Annotated in this window: 12 protein-coding genes; 1 reads left to right on the forward strand and 11 read right to left on the reverse strand. The window is 69.9% G+C overall.

Annotation, left to right across the window (positions count from 1 at the left end; genetic code table 11):
• The first annotated feature begins 26 nt into the window (after nucleotides 1–26).
• On the forward strand, nucleotides 27–1,004 hold the full coding sequence (locus CC117_RS28595; protein ID WP_071089792.1) for a hypothetical protein: 978 nt from the start codon (nucleotides 27–29) through the stop codon (nucleotides 1,002–1,004).
• 123 nt (nucleotides 1,005–1,127) lie between these two features.
• Here the strand turns inward: CC117_RS28595 and fxsT are convergent, their stop codons facing one another.
• The 11 genes from fxsT to CC117_RS28660 all read right to left on the reverse strand — a co-directional run bounded on the left by fxsT (nucleotide 1,128) and on the right by CC117_RS28660 (nucleotide 18,040).
• Nucleotides 1,128–3,755 (reverse strand): FxSxx-COOH system tetratricopeptide repeat protein, encoded by a 2,628-nt coding sequence (fxsT, locus tag CC117_RS35430; protein ID WP_157905471.1) that lies wholly within the window; start codon nucleotides 3,753–3,755, stop codon nucleotides 1,128–1,130.
• 43 nt (nucleotides 3,756–3,798) lie between these two features.
• Entirely contained in the window at nucleotides 3,799–5,067 is a 1,269-nt protein-coding gene (locus CC117_RS28610) for a hypothetical protein (RefSeq protein WP_071089798.1), read from the reverse strand.
• A gap of 1,070 nt (nucleotides 5,068–6,137) precedes the next feature.
• Nucleotides 6,138–6,473, reverse strand: a complete 336-nt coding sequence (locus CC117_RS28620; RefSeq protein ID WP_241830511.1) for a helix-turn-helix domain-containing protein — start codon at nucleotides 6,471–6,473, stop codon at nucleotides 6,138–6,140.
• Nucleotides 6,470–7,606 carry a tyrosine-type recombinase/integrase gene (locus CC117_RS28625; RefSeq protein WP_198542019.1) on the reverse strand — a complete coding sequence of 379 codons (1,137 nt, stop codon included), beginning with the start codon at nucleotides 7,604–7,606 and terminating at the stop codon, nucleotides 6,470–6,472. The genes CC117_RS28620 and CC117_RS28625 overlap by 4 nt, the downstream gene beginning before the upstream one ends.
• Nucleotides 7,607–7,757: 151 nt before the next feature.
• On the reverse strand, nucleotides 7,758–8,687 hold the full coding sequence (locus CC117_RS28630) for a C40 family peptidase (RefSeq protein WP_241830513.1): 930 nt from the start codon (nucleotides 8,685–8,687) through the stop codon (nucleotides 7,758–7,760).
• 39 nt (nucleotides 8,688–8,726) lie between these two features.
• Complete coding sequence (locus CC117_RS28635; RefSeq protein WP_071089804.1) at nucleotides 8,727–9,743, reverse strand: replication-relaxation family protein; 1,017 nt, start codon at nucleotides 9,741–9,743, stop codon at nucleotides 8,727–8,729.
• 16 nt (nucleotides 9,744–9,759) lie between these two features.
• Nucleotides 9,760–12,273, reverse strand: coding sequence for a TraM recognition domain-containing protein (locus tag CC117_RS28640; protein WP_241830514.1), 2,514 nt, complete (start codon nucleotides 12,271–12,273; stop codon nucleotides 9,760–9,762).
• Between the two features lie 19 nt (nucleotides 12,274–12,292).
• Nucleotides 12,293–14,182 carry a VirB4 family type IV secretion system protein gene (locus tag CC117_RS28645; protein WP_071089824.1) on the reverse strand — a complete coding sequence of 630 codons (1,890 nt, stop codon included), beginning with the start codon at nucleotides 14,180–14,182 and terminating at the stop codon, nucleotides 12,293–12,295.
• Between the two features lie 52 nt (nucleotides 14,183–14,234).
• On the reverse strand, nucleotides 14,235–15,446 hold the full coding sequence (locus CC117_RS28650) for a PrgI family protein (RefSeq protein ID WP_241830515.1): 1,212 nt from the start codon (nucleotides 15,444–15,446) through the stop codon (nucleotides 14,235–14,237).
• Between the two features lie 47 nt (nucleotides 15,447–15,493).
• Nucleotides 15,494–17,647, reverse strand: coding sequence for a hypothetical protein (locus CC117_RS39980; protein ID WP_198542018.1), 2,154 nt, complete (start codon nucleotides 17,645–17,647; stop codon nucleotides 15,494–15,496).
• Nucleotides 17,648–17,650: 3 nt separating this feature from the next.
• Nucleotides 17,651–18,040 (reverse strand): pilin, encoded by a 390-nt coding sequence (locus tag CC117_RS28660; protein ID WP_071089810.1) that lies wholly within the window; start codon nucleotides 18,038–18,040, stop codon nucleotides 17,651–17,653.
• Nucleotides 18,041–18,141 lie beyond the last annotated feature (101 nt).

Consider the following 18,141-nt stretch of genomic DNA (forward strand, 5'->3'; position numbering starts at 1 on the left):
ATTCTGGCAGGAGGGATAATCGAGTCGTGCTGCGCGTCTATCTCGATCAGGCGAAGTGGATCGACTTCGCCAAGTGTCGGCTGGGCCGTAGCGACGGCGAACGCTATCGGGATGCCTTCACCATCGCGACGGAGGCGGTCCGGCTCGGTCATGCCTCGTTCGTGCTGTCCGCAGCTCACTACTACGAGACTCACCGCCGAGCCAGCTGGTCTAGCAGGCTAGACCTTGCGACCACGATGGCAGGGCTCTCCAAGTTCCACACGATCGCTCCGCCGCACGTGATCGTGCCAGCGGAGATCGACGCGGCCATGACCAGCCACTGCGGCGGTCGACGTCGAAGCGCGAATATCTTCGGCGTCGGCGTCAATCACGCCTTCGGCAGCGATATCCCACTCGACCGAATGAAGCTGCACGACGATTCCGCGATTCCCCCTGCGTTGCGCATCCAGCTCGGGGAGGTGTTCGTGCAGATGATGGAGCTCGCGGCTCTGGCCGAYCCCGCTGGGACACTGGCGCTGATGCTTGAGACAGCACGCAAGTTCCAAGAAGCGGACCAGAAGTTCGCTGACGGGCAGACGGCTCTCGCTGGACAGATAGATGCCCACAAGCTGCGGCACCGGCTCGGCGACGTCGTTACCGGCACCGAGATCGTCGACATCATAGAGCCACTGATCACGAGCTGTTCGCGGCATGGGATTGAGCCGATGGAGTTCGTGARTGACCGCGACCGCGTCCACCGGTTACTTGAGGATCTACCGAGCCGGTGGGTGACCCGAGAACTGCGCCGCCTCCGACATCGCAACCCGCAGCAGCGATGGCATGCGCATGATCTGAATGACGTTAACGCCTTGTCGGCCGCCGTTCCCTACTGCGATATCGTCGTGACGGAACGCCAATGGGCTCGGCATATCAACAGCTCGGGACTCAGCGATCGCTATGGCACGGCAGTGTTGCACGACCTGTCGAAAATCCCGGAAGTGCTGATTAATGCGACGATCGCCTAATCACCACGGACCGGCATGTCGCGATGGAGTCGCCCTTGGGTGCAGCTACAAGAGGACCACCTCAAGCGCGAATGAATCTCAGTTGACTGGCAGAGTGCTGTTATTGGAGCCTGTCGGAAAAAACTATAGACCCTGCCTACCATTTCCCTTGATCCAAGCTTTTAGGGCTCCGAATCCCCCGTGAGTGCGGGCGCCGACGGCGTGATCATCGTCCGCCCACCAGACCGCGGTAAGGTCGTGGTACAGGTACTTCGCGATCTCTTCGTAGTTTGGGAACCGGTTCCGGTCGAGAAGTTCGGTCGGGTCCGGTGCAATATGACTCGGCTCCCCTGAGCGGCCATTGTATTTCCCTCGGGCAATCCGGACCATGAGAGGAGAAGAAAAGATCATCGCCAACGGGTGCTGRCTGTCAGACGCGACCACGTCGGCGATCATTTCCCAACGCGCGGCGGTCCGCGGCCCGGCCATAGCTGACAGGTAGGCCAGCGCGGCGAGCGGATCGGGCGGACACAGTTCGATTCCCGCAGCTCCAACGAGTCTGACGCCGTCCTTTCTAAACATCGCACGATACTCGGCGCTCCGGCAGGACAGTACAAACCCTCCGCCGATACTAAGCGAATCGTTGATCTGCCCTATTATGGTTGCCTGTGTGCTGGGTGCGGTCTCATCCAGTCCATCCAGAAGAGGAAAGACTAGCCCAGCACGGAGTAGGGATTTGGCCAGGCTGTCTGGAGCCGCTGGCCGGCTGCGGCGGTCCAGGAAGGGGTAGTCCCTGAGAAGCCTCTGCTCAAGCCAGTCGTCCAAGGGTTGACGCGAGACTTCCCTGGAATGGATTGGCGCGAGGACCGGCACCGGTGCGCCAGGAGTCCTGCGGGCCAGCATGTCCATGAGCAGGCCCGTCAGAAGGGTTGTTTTACCCGAGGCTGGTTCGCCTAGGATGACCAGCCGACTGGTGGGTATCCGGCCAAGGAGTTCACTGAGACCTCCGCCAACGTTCGATAGTTCCTGGACGGCCGATCTCGCCGCGAGCATGGTCGGCCCTCCCGTGCCTGGCTGGGAACCCGTGGACCAGTCGCCGAACAACTCCGATGCTGCCAGTCTCCAGGAGACCGGCAGCAGGTATGGAGTTCTCAGATCGAGCCGCCTGACCTCGGCCGCCCACTGCGCGCGGACTACGGTCGCCAGCTGATCCGCGATCCCGCTAAACGCGACCTCGGGAAGGAGCCTACGCGCCGTACGGCTATGCCTAGTGTTGCTCCGCCTCGACTGCTGGCTGCTGATGACGGCGGATACGAGGCGGTGTACCGTCAGCGTATCCTGTTCGCTGTCGCGACGCGCCAGAGAGTAGGTGAGCACAGCTCCGACCGTGTCGTCCAAGTCGGAACGAGCCACAACCGAGACACGTCGAATCGAAAGTGGATGGCGTTTTAAAGGATAGGTCAAGACGGCCAAGGGAATCGGCTCGGGGCCCATGTGGGCACACACGTCAAGGAGCCTGACCGCAGACGGCGAACTTTCGCGAATCCGGTCGAGCGACAGCGACCACACGGTCGCGACTGTTCGATTTGTCGGAAGATCGATCCCACGCGATATCATCCGATCGCGACGTGCCCGAAATAAGGTGACATAGTCGCGAGGCGCGACGCCGGTTGTCTCCATGTATGCCGCCGCCTGCTCAACAGCCAATGGGAGATCGCCGAGTTCCTCGGCGAGGAGGTTAGCGATCGAGTGCTCCATACCACCAACTCGACGGATGAGAAGGTCAACGGTATCCGGCCTTGCCATGACGTCGATTTCAATTCGACTGGCGACCGCGCCCCAGGCGGGATTCCTGGAGGTCAAGAGAATGTGGCCGCCACCGGCCGGCATCCAGCGACGCACCCGTCCTGGCTCCTCGGCATTATCGAACACAAGAAGCCAGTCTTCACGGCCGCCCAGCGCGTCCAGCGCGGCGGCAGCGTCATGCTCGACACTTCCGGAGGCTTGCAGACCGAGGCGGCCCGCCAGCGTTGCGAACTGCTCCGCCAGAAGGCCARCATTCTCAGCGTTCAGCCACCACACTAGACCGTACTCGCTCCTCTTGCGATGGGCATACTCGATCGCGAGCTGAGTCTTTCCGACTCCTCCTAAGCCGTGTAAGGCAATGACCGCAACGGGTAATCCGCTCGGCAAGGCGGAAATCAAGCGATCAAATATGTCCGCGCGCCCAGTGAACGTTCGTAGTCGCAGCGGAACGTTCCAGATCGGCGGGTTCGGTGTTAGAGTTGAAGAAACTTCGTCGCTTTCGTTGCGGCCCTTGTCTCTGCCGGGAAATCCTGAGGAAACCCGACTGACTGGCGCAAGGCCCGTCGCCTCGGTCAGCCGCTGAGTGGCGACCTCTTCGCCAACTCCATGAAGATCGCAAAACACGATCGCGGTCAATACTGCGGGTGGCTGGCAATCTTCAACACGAATCGGAAGCAGCTTGCCGCTCCGCATGGCGCTCGCCCACTCCGGCGATGTCCAGTGCGACGAGAAGTACGCCTCTGAACAGATCGCAACTGTCTGCCTGGCGAGCCGCATCTGTTCGCTGATCCAGACAACGAGGTTCGTGCCAGGCGCTGCGTCCCAGGCTCGGAGCCGCACTGACCTGCCCGAAGCCTCCAGTACGGCGGCCACCCAGGTCGCCCACGCCTCGTCCACCTCATCGTAGGAGACCAAGTAATCGACAGCCCTGTGCGCATCTTCCGATGCGGCGGCCTCACTGACCACGCGACTCAGGATGCCAGATCTTCCGAAAGCCATGGTGATCGGGTCAGCCTCCAGGGTGATCCCGTGCGGCGAGGTAGAGGGTCCAGTCGTGGGTGGCGTGCTGGGTCCAGGCGACGGCGGTGGTGATGTGGAGGTCGAGGAGGCCCGCGAGGATCGGGGCGGGTAGGTCCGCGGCGAGCGTCATGAGCGCGGCGCTGCGGGCATGGCGGGCGTGGGGCAGCCCGTTGCCGCGTAGCGCCCGGTAGACGACGTCGCGGGCCGGCTGGCCGGGGAAGCCGCCGGGGAACAGCCAGGCCGTTTCCGCCGGGACGCTGCGGCCGAGGACGGACACGATGCGGGCGGCATCGCGCTGGGCGAGTAGAACGGCGGCGACGGCTGGAGGCAGGAGCAGCTTGTGCCCTCCCAGCTGGAGGAATGCCCGGCTGTCGTCTGTCTGGAGCTGGTCGACGCGCAGGGTGGAGATCCGGCTGACGGGTAGGCCGTAGAGCAGGAGAAGGGCGCCGGCCGCGCGGGCATTCAGGGGCAGGGTGGTGTCGTGCAGGCAGCGGCGCAGGTGGGTCCACCGGTCGTCTTCGCTGATCGCGGTGACGATGTGGCGGGGACGCCGTTTCGGGATGGTCACGTCACCGGTGAGGCGTCGGCTGCGGGCCCAGTGCAGGAATTCGCGGGCTGGGTAAGCGCTCTCGACAGGCTGTTCAGTCAACCAGCGGTCGACATCGGCCTGCGTGAGATTGGCGAGCGTGGTCTGCTGGTCGTCGATCCAGGCGAGCAAGCGGAGCGCGGCGCGGATGCGGGTGCGGGCCCAGCCGGCGGCGGCTGGGGTGAACGGCCGGGCTGGCAGCCGGTGGCGGGCTCGGCGCAGGATCGCCCAGTGAGCCCAGGCGCGGATCAGGCGGCTGTGGGCCGCGGGCTGCGTGGTGAGGAGCTCGTCGAGCCATGGGCCGAGGCGTTCGAGGTGCTCGGCGCGGTCGGGCAGGACGCCGACGTGGATGAGGGTCTGGCGCAACCGGTGCAGGGCGAGAGTCTGCGGCCAGGTGTCCAGCAGCTCGTGGCTGGGTGGAGCGTCTGCGGTGGCGAGCCGGTGAAACAGCCATTCGGCGGGCCCGCCGGGTCGAAGCCAGGTCAGGACGGCGTCGGGCGCGTCGGCGTTCGCCAGGGCGTCCGCGAGCGGGCTCAGCTCGGGACGCAGTGCGCCGTTCGTGCCGGTGAGCAACTCGTTGGCGCGGCGGGCGGCCAGGCAGCGTTCGCACCTGCCGTCGCGGGGCACGAATCCGGCGTGTCCGCAGGCCGGGCAGTCGTAGTCGACGTCCAAGCCGGCGCACCGGCCGCAGATCCGTTGGCCTTGCTGGTCGAGGCCGACGAGCACTTGGGTGCGTTGGCAGGCGGGGCAGATGGCGGGGTGGCGGCGGGTCCAGGCGTAGCAGGAGGCGCAGACGCTGCCGATCGGCCAGGTGGCGATGATCCGCCGATCGCGCCCGCACCGCGAGCAGCGCCGGGTGGCTGGGAGTCGGCAGCGGGTGCATAGGCGGGGTCCGCCGTGGGCTCCGGTCGTGGCCAGCTTCCCGATCAACCCGCAGCCGTCGCAAACACCGAACAGGGTGCGGCGGTAGCACGCCTCGCACATTCCCGGCTGGCCGTCGCGGGCGCGGACTTTGAGCCGGCCTTCCCGTCTACACAGGCCGCAGCGCGTCGCGGGTCGGCATGCCGCGCACAACGGTTCGCCGTTGTCCGTGCGGGCGGCCTCGACGGCGGATCGGGAACAGCTGGCGCAGATCGCGCGGGGAGTTTCGTAGCAGCGCCGGCAGATCGGCTCCCCGTTCGGCCGCGCCGCCGGCGGCGCCGCGCGTCCGCAGCTGGTGCACGTCTCCCAGCTGGCAGGGTCACGGTTCCAGCAGTTCTGGCACACCGGTGTCCCGTCCGGGTCGCGGGCCCGGACCGGATTGCGCCGGCCGCAGCGCCTACACACTTTGGCCTGCCGGCGTCGTGCACACCGCGCACAGATCCGGCCGCCCTCGGCCCGTTGCGGCAGGACTGCCTCGACCTGCTCGCAGTCGACGCAGGCAGGCACCACGACCGCGTATCCCGCCTGGTGCAGCGTGTACGTGAGCCGGATGAAGACAGCAGGCACATCGGAGCTTCCTGACCGCAGCGCGTCAGGGAACGCGGCGAGATGGTCGTCCAACCATGCCAACCGCGCGCTCACCGTTCCCGCGACCGCTTCGAGATGACGGCAAGCCTCGACCTCCGTCATCCGAGGGACGAAGGCGACGAGCCGCACGGCCATTGCACGCAGGAGCGCCTGGCAATCGACAGGCGGTCGCCGGGCGGAACGGGCCGCCGGCGCCCGAAAGGATCTCGTCGCAGCTCCCGGCCGGTCGGGTGTCATAGTCCCTCCGGCCGGCGGATCGTGGTGCGCTGCGGCCTCGCCGGCGCCCAGCCCGCGGCCCGCCGGGCCGCCGACGCCGTCTTCGCGACCTGCTCGGCGACCGCCACGACCTCGATCAGGTCGTTCGGTGTGCAGCCGAGCACGTCGCACAGTGCGGCGAAGGTGTCCATGGACAGCCGCTGCGGAGGCTGYGTCACGAGCCGGAAGACCTGTTCCCGGGACAGGTGCACCCCGCGTTCGGCCAGCAGCGGCACCAGGTCGGAGGTCTGGAACAGGCCCTTTTCCGCCATCCGGGTCCGCAGATGCCAGCGGATACTCGTCGTCCGGGTCACCGGGATGTCTCCCACAGGTCCTCGAAGCGGCGCAGTGACTTCTCCAGCAGCCGGTTACGGAACTCGTCCGATACCGACGTGTAGATTGCGGTCGTAGAGGCGTAGGAATGCCCGACCTGCTGTTGCACGAAGAGCGGAGGATAGCCGAACTCCAGCAGATGAGTGACATAGCTGTGCCGCAACGAATGCAAATCCAGCTCGTCGGGCAGCCCTGCCGCCCGACGCGCCAGACCGAACAGGTCATCGAGATGGCGGACTGCCATCCGGCCGCGTCTTTCGGTCACCCACAGGGCGGGATGCTGGYCGGGGTCGAACTGCGGACGTAGCTGCTCGCACCAGTGGTCGAGCAGCTCGACAATCCAGTCGAACTCGGGCACGGTCAGCACCGTGCGCCGTTTCGGCGGGCTTCCCCGCGACGCCTTGCCCCACCGCACCTGCACCGACCCGAACCGGCCATGGGCAGCGGCACGCAGATTGCGGCGGAAGTCCACGACGTCAAGCAACGCAGCTTCCCGCCGCCGCAACCCGTATGCGTACACCGTCTTGAGCACCACTGCGTCGCGATGCGCCGCCAGCGCGCCTTTCCGACCGTGCGAACGAATCTCCTCGACCCGAGTGTCGGCCGCATCGAACAGCGCCTGAACCTCGTCGTAGGTCAATGCCCGCCGCCCCGGCCGGCCCTCGTAGTCGGCCCGGTGCGCGACCGTGTTCCACTCGTGGCAGATCTGGCTGGGCACCGTTCCGAACCGCCGCTCGCACTCGGCCGGCCAGCCGTACCGGGCGTCAGTGACGAACTCGCAGAACAGCCGCACCGTCAACTGGTAGGCCCGCACGGTCGACGCCGCCCGCGGACTCGCCCCCGAGACCAGCTCGGACGTGAACGCCTCCACCTCACCAGGGGTCCACTCCCACGGATACTGGTTCGTAAACGCCGCGAACCGGCGCACGAGATCGATCCGGGCCCGGATCGTGGCCGGCCGAAGAAACCGGCTCAGTTGCTGACGCGACCAGCCTTCCAACATCGCTGCTAACATCGCCGCCGCAGGATCGAAATGCGCAACCGTCGTGTTCAGCACAAGGTGCGCAGCACCAGGCAGATCAACACGTTGCGCCACGGCAGCCTCCTGTTGCATCCGATGCATCATCGTTGCATCGGACACCGGCATCCGCGTTTAACCGTCGGAAAGCGGCGTGTCGCGATAGGCTCAATCTTGGCCAGCTCCGAAAGCCCGGTTTCGCCGCTTTTCGCCGCTCGCCGGATGTTGCATCTGGTTAGAATAAATCCTATTTTCCTGGCCTTGTCGCCCCGAAATAGTCATCTCCTTTCCACCTGTACGAGGCGATCCTGACAACCTTGTTGTCTCCCAGCGCGGTGATCATCTGCCCGTTGCCGATGTAGATCGCGACGTGGTGGATGTTGGTGGCGGTGCCGTAGTAGACGAGGTCGCCGATCTGGAGCGGTTCTCCAGGTGGGACCACGGGGCCGGCCTCGTACTGGGTCTGCGCGGTGCGGGGCAGGTTGATCCCAGCGGCGAGGTAGGCGGCCCGGGTCAAGCCCGAGCAATCGAAGCCGCCTTCGGCCGGCCCGTCTCCTCCCCACAGGTAGGGGATGCCGAGCTGGCCCTGGGCGTAGACGACGGCGGCGTAGCCGGCGTCGGACGGGGCGGTGTCGGTTCCGAATCCTCCGCCGGGCGAGCTGTACTGGGTGGCCTGCGTGACGACCTGGGCGACGTAGGCGTCGGAATGGTTGTACGCCCACAGCGCCCCGGTCAGGTCGGTTGGCGCGTGGTTGTCGCATAGGTAGGCCGCGGCGGCGTAGACGGCGTCTTGGGGGTTGTAGAGCGACGGCGGGTTCGCGCCACCCGCGGGGAGCGGGTGGTGGGCGACGACGTCGGCGAAGGTCGGGGCGAGGAACTGCATGGGGCCGGCGGCCCCGGCGCTGTTGGTGCCGCTGGCTACGCCCGGCAGCCGACTGCGACCGTGATCGGACTCGATTTTTCCGATGGCGGCGAGTGTCGTCCAGGACAGGCCGGGGCAGGTGGGTGCGGCCTGCATGTAGAGGTTCAGGTAGTCGGCGGGGATGTCGTCGAGGGCGGTCTTGCTAGGGCTGCCGCCGCTGTTGCAGCCGAGGAACCAGCCGACGACGGGCAGGCACAGGACGCGTTCGGCCACGCCCGCAGCGGCGGCCCCCATCATCACGATGAGCACGACCACGGCGGCGACGGCGGCGGCGAGGTACTTGGTCGTGGCCGCTCACCCCCCGGTAACGCTCGGGGGCATCGGCGTGGGCGGACGCAGGCCCGGCCCGGCCGAGGTGTCACCTGAGCGGCCGTCGACCGGGTCGGGGGGGCGTAGCCGGGGCCAGGCGGAGGTGAGCTGGTCGAGGGGGAGCCGGCCGCCGCGGGTAGCGGTCAGGGGCAGCCAGCGGGGAAGTGTGGGATCGAGGTGGCTGTCGGCGGGGGCCAAGGTAGCGGCGGTGGTGGCGACCGGGACCATGTCGGGCTGGTCGAGCCCGCCCAGCGCCGCGGCCAGCGCTCGCCGGGCGTTGGTCTCCCGTCCGGCGGTGGGGAACCAGAACAGCACCGGTGTACTGATCCTCGTCGCCGTCGCGAGCCGGCCGTAGTCGCCGATCTTCAGGGTGAGCCGGTTCAGCGGCTCGGTGGCCCAGTCGAGTTCGAGGAACCATTCGATCTCACCCCGGGCGGAGGTCCACCGTCCGTAGGCGTCGGGGCGGACGATGTCGCCGAACGCGCGCTGGCAGCGGGTCTCCGACCACCAGGCGGTCAGCGTGCCGGGTGGGGTGGGGCGGCGGGCGTGGGCGATCAGAGAGGTGAAGAAGCCGTTGACGGCGACCGTGTGCGCCAGGCGCAGCGAGTGCGCGATCGCCATCGCGCGGGCGTGGCGGTAGCCGGTCTCCTTCAGCTCGATGCTGTCCTCGGCGGCGAGCACGCTGGCGCCGGCGATGTCACAGACGTAATGCGCCGGGGGCTGTCCCTGCCCGACGGGAACCAGGGGCTGGAAGCGGTCGAGGACCCGCCACCGGTAGAGCTCCAGCAGCCGGCGGTTCGCAGCCCGTTGGGTGGACCAGCCAGCCTCGACGATCTGGTGGGTGGTCAGTACCCGGTGCTCGTGGGCGAGCCGGGTGATCCACCGGTCGCGGGGGGAGAGGTGGCGGGCGAGGTAGGTGACCAGCGCGGCGTCGGCGACAACCCGGCCGGGGGCGCGGGGCGGGACGCGCAGGGCACGTTGGGGATGCGGATAGGCAACCATTAGATCTCCGTGGTGGTCAGCTGGCGGATCGGCGGGGGTCGGCCTGCGGCTGTGGGGCCGTCGGGTCCGGCGGCGTCGGTGCGGGGGTGGGGGCGCGGCTGCGCAGCTCGCGGCGGATTTGCGCGGCGCGGCCAGGTACGGGGGTGGGCAGCTTTTCGGTGCGCAGCGTGAAGGCCGGGGCTTCTTCTCCGACGACGACGAGGCGGGTGGCGGCGTGGAAGCGGCCGAGGTTGGCCAGGTCGTGTTCGGACAGGCGGGGCTCGACGTGGCGGACGAGGCGCTTCGCGTCGAGCGGCGACATCGTGAAGTAGATCTTGCTGCGGGCGTTCGCGGCGATGCTCTCTTCCAGATGCCGGGGCAGCTGGGCGAGGTTCTGATGCGCCAGCGTGATCCCGAGCCGGTAGCCACGGGCGGCGGCGAGCATGTCCTCCAGCGCGTAGGGCAAGGTCAAGAAATTGTGGGCCTCGTCCAAAAACAGGCTGGCGTCCRGCCGTTTCCCCTGGGGCATCCGGGCGCGCCGGGTGGTGGCCTGCCAGACCGCGGACACGACGATCGAGCCCATGAGCGCGGCGGTCTCGACCCCGAGGGCGTCTTGCGCGATGCGGACGAGGCACACCCCGCCGTCGTTGAGAACGGCGTCCATGTCGACGGTGGATGGTCCGGCGGCGATCGCGGCCCGCACGAACGGCCGTAGCAGGAACCCGCGCAGCTTGTTCATCAGCGGGGCGACGGCGTGCGCCTGCGCCGGCTCGGACAACGCCTCGTACCACTGCCAGAAACCGGCCAGGATGTCGTTGCCGTCACCCTTCTTGACCTCGCCGACCAAGCGGTCCCGATAGGCGGCGTCGGTGAGGAGCCGGGGCAGTTGGGTCAGGACGGGGACCTCGGGTTGCGCGGCGAGGGTGAGCAGGCCGGCGCGGAAGATGTCGTCGGTCCGTGGGCCCCAGGACTCGTGGTAGACCCGGGAGAAGATGGAGACCAGGTTGTCGACGGCGCGGGTCCGGTCGGGCTGGTCAAGCGGGTTGAGGCACGGCGGCCGGCCCGACGATTCGGCGTCGAACAGGACGAGGCGGTCGAGGGCGTCGAGGGGGTAGCGGGCGAGGATGTCGATGATCTGGTCGCCCTTCGGGTCGACGTTGACCACGCCCCGGCGCGCGGCGACGTCGTCCAAGGTCATGCGGGCGAGCAGCTCGGACTTGCCGCTGCCGGTGGCGCCGAGGATGTGCAGGTGGTGGCGGGCGTCGGGGACCCGTAGGCCGACCGGGCGGGCCTGTCCGCCGTCGGAACGGCCGAGCGGGCGGACGTTCGGCCCGACTCCGGCGACGCCGGGCGGCGGCGCGACCGCCTTGGCCCCGGCGCGTTGTAGGCCGGGGATCGCCTCGTCGACCGGCAGGTGGGCCAGCACGCCCACCTCGGCGACCGACAGCAGATTGCCGTGGCCGAGGTGGCGGGCGGCGAGGACGGGCAGCGGGCGGCGTAGCCGGGCGCGCTGGAAGTAGTTGTGCTCGCCGTAGGCGGCGAATGCCGACGCGATCGCATGTGCCCGGCCGCGTAGCTGCCCGCCGACCCGCGCGGCGGTGTCCTCGTCGGCGTGCTCGTCGAGGACGGCGACGACGGCGTAGCGGACGCGGACCTCGAACTGGGCGCCACGGCCTTTCGTGACGATCGCGCGGTCCTCCGCGGATAGCGCGAGGGAGGTCTGGTGGTCGACCTTCGTCGGTGTGGGGGTCCGACGGGTGCGTCGGCTGCGGCCCGTGTGGGGGGTTAGTAGGTCGAGCAGGCCGCCGAGCAGGGTGGCCGAGCCGCCAGCACGCACGCGGCGGGCCGACCGGCGGGCTTTGGCGACGCGGCGGCCCGTGACGGGGCGGGCCAGGATCTGCACGACCGCCCGTTGGGTGCGGGCCAGACCGCCAGGGGCGGCGAGCAGCGCGCGGACGGGGTCGACGTCATGATCTGTACGGATCGGGAGTGCTTCCGCCCGGCCCAGGCGCAGTTCCCCGCCGGCGGCCAGTAGCCGCCGGCCGGGCCGGGCCGCGACGGGCAGCGGCGCGCGGGCGGGGGTGGTGCGGGTGTGGGCGCCGGGCCAGGCGGYCTCGATGGCCCGCTCCACGAAGCCCTCGGGGACGACGCCGGGGACCCAGATCTGGATGCGGACCCCGTCGCCGGTGAACAGGTACTCCCAGACCAGGTGCGGCTGGCCGACCAGACGCCGCCAGCTGGGTCGGAGCAGGCCGAGCAGGTTCGCCCACAGCGCGCCCGCGCCCGCCGGGTCGACGGTGGGCGGGGCCAGCACGGTCACGAGGCGGGCGCCGGCGGTGAGCCGCTGCTGGTAGCGGCGGCGTAGCCGCCTGCGCAGGGTGAGCAGGCCGGCGGCAGTGAGGGCGAGCAGAGGGCCTGCGACGGGTCCCCAGACCAGCGCCCACGCACGCAGATGGTGGAGGAAGCCGGCGGGGTCGGTCAGGTAGGTGGTGAGCGGCGACGACGGCGTGGTAGCCGCCGCGGCGAGCAGGTCCATGGTTACGATCTCCATGCGTCTCCAGCGGTGGCGGTCAGGGGGCGTCGAGGTAGATCTGGCCGTCGGGATCGACCGGGTCGTCCGGCGCGGCGAGATCGAAGAAGCCGTCGTCGTCACCGTCGTGGGCGTTAGTGGCGAGTTCGGCCGGGTTCGTCGTGATCAGGGCGTGCTCGACCCCCGAGGCAAGGGCCTGGAAGGCGACTCGCTGGGCCCCCGCGGCGAGTAGTCCCTGTCCGCGGTCGGCGGCCAGTAGGAACTGCCGTTCGCCTTGGGACAGGTCGAACACGGCGGTGATCTCGTCGATGGCCTGCGGCGCCTGGCGCAGCAGGATCTGGGTGGCGGCGTTCGTGACGATCGCCTTGCCGAGATCGCTCGCCAGCACGTCGGCCGTGTCCTGAGTGGCCACGGTGAGCCCGGCCCAGTACTTCCGGGAGGACTTCGCCATCCGGAACAGGAAGTCCGCACCGGCGGGCTGACGCATCAGCAGCCACGCCTCGTCGACCACGACCAGGCGCGGCCGGCGGTCGGCAGGGTTGGACACCCGCCGCCACACGGCGTCGAGAACGAGCAGCGTGCCGATGGCTTTGAGTTCGTCGGGCAGGTCGCGCAGCGAGTAGACGACCAGATGGCCATCGCCGGGCGCACTGGTGGGGCCGTCGAACAGGCCGGAGAACGCCCCCGCCGTATACGGGTGCAGTCCTGCGGCGAGGGCCCCCGCCGCCGGGTCGGTGGAGCCGGCCAGGGTTGCGGCCAGGTCGGTCAGCAGCGGCGCCGGATGGTTCCAGGTGCGCGGGTCGGAGCTGATCCCGGCGGCCTGGTAGGTGGCGGTGATCGCCGCGTCGAGGGCTGCCCGTTCGGCTGCGGTCAGCTGGCCGACGAGCACGGCGATGACGGTGTGCAGGAACAGGCTGCGGCGCACCAGCGCGTCGCGCGGCGCGGTCCGCCGGCCGTCGGGAGTGGTCTGGATCGGCAGGTCGAACGGGTTGAGTCGCACCCCGTCGCCGCCGAGATGCAGGTAGGTCCCGCCGACCGCGGCGGCGAGCCGCGCGTACTCGTCTTCCGGGTCGACGACGTGGACCTCGATGCCCCGGTAGAGACTGCGCAGGAGTTCCAGCTTGACCAGGTACGACTTGCCTGCGCCGCTGCGGCCGAGGATCACCGAGTTGTGGTTGTCGACATCACCGAACCGGTCCCAGTGCACCAGCCCGTTGCTGGCGACGTTGAGCCCATAGAGCACCCCGACCGGAGCCAGGGAGGTCGGGTCGGCGGGCGGCAGGTCCGGACTGGTGAACGGAAACGCCGCACTCAGGGCCGCGGTATCGAAAGTGCGGCGCATCCGGACCTGATCCAGACCCAGCGGAAGGGTGCTCACCCAGCCTTGCAGCGACCGGTAACTGACCGGCTTGGCGTCCAGCAGCAGACTGGCCGCCAACGCCCGCACCGCAGCGACCTCGTCGGCCAGCTCGCTTTCGCTGGACGCGTGGACTGTCAAGTAGAGGCCAAGGCGGAACAGCTTACCTTCGCCGCGGGCGACGCGGGCGGACAGGTCGTAGGCATCCTCGGTCGCCGCCTCGACCTGCGGGTCGACCAGCCGGCCGCGTTCGTCGCCGAGTTGGCGGCCGGACTCCAGCTTCGACAGCTGCCGGCGCAACCGGTTGGCCGCAGTGACCGGGTCGATCGGCTCGACATGCACCGCGACATCCACCCGGCCCGGGTAGGTCAGCAGCGGGGCGAGCCAGCCCGCGTGGACCTCGCGCGGATAGCCGGTAATCGCCATCGTGGCCAGGACGTCTCCACCCACGTCCAGATGGCGGGGCGCGATCGACAGCGAGTCCGGGACGAACGCCGCCGCGGCAGCGTCCACCGGCCGTGTCGACGGGCTGGGGGCCGGTGCGGAGGCCCGGCGTCGAGCTCGTCTGCTCATCAGGCGTGTCCCCTCCGCGCTGTGTGTCGTGCTGGCCGCCGGGAGCCGCCGTTCACGCGCCCGGCGGGCGGGCGCGGGGCGGGGCGGGGGGGTCCCAGAAGTCCGGGTCGTCGGTGTCGAGCGGGCCATCCCCGTCGGCGTCGTCGAACTGGTCGCCATAGCCGGGGCCCGGCGCGTCCGGGTCGTYGAACCCGTCGTCGTCCAGGAAGCCGCCGCCCTCGGGGGCGGGCTGGTAAGCCGGGTAGCCGCCGGCGGGCTCGGGGACGTCGGCGGTGATGACCTCGTCGGGGGCGGCGAGCGCGGACGGTGGCACCAGGCCGGCCGGGTTGCAGGCCGCGGCCAGCACGCTGGTCGCCGTACCGGCGTCCAGCGGCGTGATCACGATTCCCGCTGGTGCCAGCAGATTGGTGGCTTCAGCGAGGCGGCGGGTGAGCCGGGTGTGCGCGGCGCGACGGCTTGCTGCACCGGCGCGGCGGGCGTCGCGGGCTGCTGCCCGCCGGCCGGTCAGCGCGGCCAGCGGGGAGGCGCCGCCGAGCCCGTCGACCGGGCCGGCGGTGACGAGCGGTTCGCGCAGGACCAGCAGTACCTGGCGGGTCAGCAGCTCCATCTCGACCGCGAGCTGGCTCAGGTAGGCCGCGTGCTCACGGGCGGCGTGTGCCAGCGCGGGGTGGGGTAGCTGGTCGGCGGCGGCGTCGAGCTGGTGGATCTGGGCGGTCAGGTCGGCGGGCATGGCCCGCACGAGGATCTGCACCGGGGCGGTCAGGCTGTGCAGGTAGCGGGCGAACACGGCGACGAGGGCGTCCTGCTCACCCGGTGTGCGCAGCCCAAAGTTGATCGTGGAGGCGACCGCGACCACCGCCAGCCCATCCGGCCCGAGATCGATCACCCCGACGCCGGCCTGCCCGGTGACGGTGCGAGCCGGTAGCCGCAGCGGTGCCGCGGTCTGCGTGCTGGCCGCCCGCCGTTCACCGGACCTGCTGGTGGCGCGGGCGGCGAGCCAGGGCGGTGGGGGGGTCACGCCCTCGGGGGCGTTGATGCGGTGCCGGGGGCTGGTCCGTTGACGAACGGCGGCGACGAGCAGCCGATCCAGAGACAGTCCGTCACGCTGACCGAGGATGACCAGGGCGGCGACCGCGGCGACCGGCACCGCCAGCACGGCAAACACCGGCAGCGGCAGCAGGGTGCGGGTGGCAGCCCAGGCGAGGTAGAGCACGATCGCGGTCAACGTGAGGATCAGGACCTGCCGGGCCGTCAGGCCCGCCATGATCCGATCTTCGCGGTCAACATCTGCGGGGATGAGGACGGGATGTGTCACGGTCGCGGACCTCCAGGAGGTGGCGGTGCGACGAAGCGCGGCGTTGGGGCAGCGCGACGTGCCGCCGGCGGGCGTGGGGTGGCGGGACGGGGTGCCGCGGGCCGCGGCCGGCGTGGCTGCTGGGGGGTGGTGGGCCGGCGGGGAACGGGTGGGGGCATCGGCGGGCTGACGCTGCCCGGCGCCGGGGAACTGAACAGCACCGGCATGGCGGAGGCCGTGCGGGCACGCCGTCCCGGCGCGGCGGCGCGGGGCGGGCTGCCCGCGGGCCGGGTCGGGTCCGGCGCCCGGAAGGACAGCGGCGTCACGGGACCGCGGGGCCGGATCGGTGTGGAGGGCTGCGCCGGCTCGGGGCTGGGGGGCTGGAAGCGGACCCGCACCGGCGCGGTGGTGGGCCGGAACGTCTTCGCCGCCTTCGCCGGTGTGGACGGCGTGCCGGCGCTGCCCGGGGGCCGGAACACCGCCGGGCCCGGAGGCCCGGTCGGGCGGGGGCGGGGACGGGTGCTCTGGCCGGGCTCGGCGCCCGGTGTCACAGGCGCCTGGAAGACCGCGGGAGGCGGCGGGCCGGTGGCCTTGCCGTTGGCGAGATGCTGCATGGATACCGCCGGTATCGGTTGGAGGAACTGGGGGGTGGCCCGGCCGAGCGGACGCTGCCGCGGCRGCCGGGAGGTGATCGGGTTCTGCGTCGGTCGCGGGCCCGCGGGCCGCCGGCCGCGGCCGGCAGACGTGCGGCCGGCCGGGGTACGCCCCCGGCGGTGGCCCAGAAAACCCAGCGCCCTGCCGATCACGTAGGCGCGTACGACCCGGCTGAGAATGCCGCCACCGCCGTGGCCGATCTTCGGCATCATCCAGAACGGGATTTTGAACAGGAAGTAGATGAGGGTGATCGCGGCGAGCAGGTTCACGACGCCGTCGGGGGTCGGGCCGAACACGGTGAACCCGCCGGGAGTGAAGAAAACCTTGAAGCTGGCGATCAAAACGAATGACTGGGAGATCTGGATACCCAGGCAGCCGAAGAACGCCCGCCACCACCAGGACGCCATCTTCTCGGTCACCGGATGGCCGTGGCCGGCCAGCRCTATCGGWGCCGCACCGATAAGCGCCACCTCGATCGTGATGCGGGCGATGTAGGTGCACAGCAGCGCGACGACGGAGCCGGCGAGGAACAGGCCGAGGAAGATGACGAAGACGCTCTTACCGAAACCGCCGGGTGTCGGCACGATCGCCGCAAGGACGATGCTTTTCAGCTGCCCGGCGGCGGTATCGGGGTTCAGTCCCTCTCCCAAGATCGCRCCGGGGAGCGCGTTCGCGATCTGGATGGCTTTGGTGGCCAGGAACTGCGAGAGCCCGGAGGCGAGGAAACCGAGCGGGATGCGCGGCAAAATCTCTTTGATCGAGATGCGGGTCTGGACCGTCCCCAGCGCCATGACCGTGATCCCACCGAACATGATCAGCGCGCTGTAGGCGGTGGCGCTGATTGCCCACGACGTCGACCACAACTCCCCGATCGCGGGAAGCTGGGACGGTTCCGGCGTGGTCAACAAGGTGCGGCCGAGCAGGTCCAGCAGCGGGTTGAGCGCGGCAGTCACCAGCGTGCGGAAGAACGCGGTAATAGCGTCGTTGATCGCGTCGGTGATCCACCCGACGATCCCGCCGCCGTCGCCGCCGGTGTCCGGCGCCGGGGGCGTCGTCTGCGGCCTCGGGGGCGGTGGGACCTCCGGGGTAGTGGCGCAGTCCGGGTCGTCGGCCGAGCACGGCTCGGTGGGACCGCCGGTGCCGGTGCCGTCGGGCGGTGCGCCCGGAGTCTCGGGCGCGGGTGTGGTGGCCCCGCCGGAAGGCGCGGGTGTGGCCGGTGTTTCCTGGCCTGGGGGGATCGGGGACGGTCCGGGCTGCGGGTTCGGGGTGGGGCCGGTGTAGCCGGGGGTGTCGGTGGAGGGAGCAGGCGCGGGAGCGGGTGGTGCGGTGGCGGCAGAGGCCACCGCGGGGAACACGATCGCCAGCAGGAGCGCGAACGCCGCCGTCCCGGCCAGCAGCAGCCCCCGGCCGCGCCTGCGGCGGCGGAGCCGAGAGAAGCCCAACCGGCGGCGCGTCTGGCTGGACAAAGAGCCCGGCGTGCCGGACGGGAGGGTGCGGCGGCGGGAGGCGGCGGTCACGGCCTAGCCCCCGACGATCTGCTTGAGGATCTCGACGACGACCGGCGCGAGCGCAGCCAGCCCATAGCCCCAGCCGGCGTTGCGGAACGAGTCCTTGGCCTTGCCGACCTCGCCCGGCTCGCCGTTCGCGACCATGTAGCGCACGCCGCCGATCGAGAGGAACACCGTCGCCAGCAGCGCCAGGATTCCCATGATCCAGTTGCGGATGTTGTTCAGGACCGTGTTCAGGTCCGGCGCCACCGGCGCCGTCGGTGCAGGCACCTGCGCGAAGGCCGCCGCGCCGCCGGCCAGGACGAACACGCCCACGACGGCGACGAACAGGACCGCCCGGCGCCATCCGGCCCGCCGGACTGAACGCGGGACGTGGAGGTGGTCCGGTGGAGTCGGGCTCACTGGTGCACCTTCCTCGTGTCGGAACTCGCGAATGGGAGAGTTCGGACACGCCCCTGGTCCCCACCGGGCCATCGCCCTGCTCGCTCGACCGTGAAGGTCCG

Origin of the sequence: Parafrankia colletiae (genome assembly GCF_001854655.1) — a bacterium.
GTDB lineage: Bacteria > Actinomycetota > Actinomycetes > Frankiales > Frankiaceae > Parafrankia > Parafrankia colletiae.

Excerpts from the sequence above, each read along its gene's own strand:
- CC117_RS28645 (WP_071089824.1), bottom strand. The coding sequence starts at position 14,182 with ATGAGCAGACGAGCTCGACGCCGGGCCTCCGCACCGGCCCCCAGCCCG.
- CC117_RS28635 (WP_071089804.1), bottom strand. The coding sequence starts at position 9,743 with ATGGTTGCCTATCCGCATCCCCAACGTGCCCTGCGCGTCCCGCCCCGC.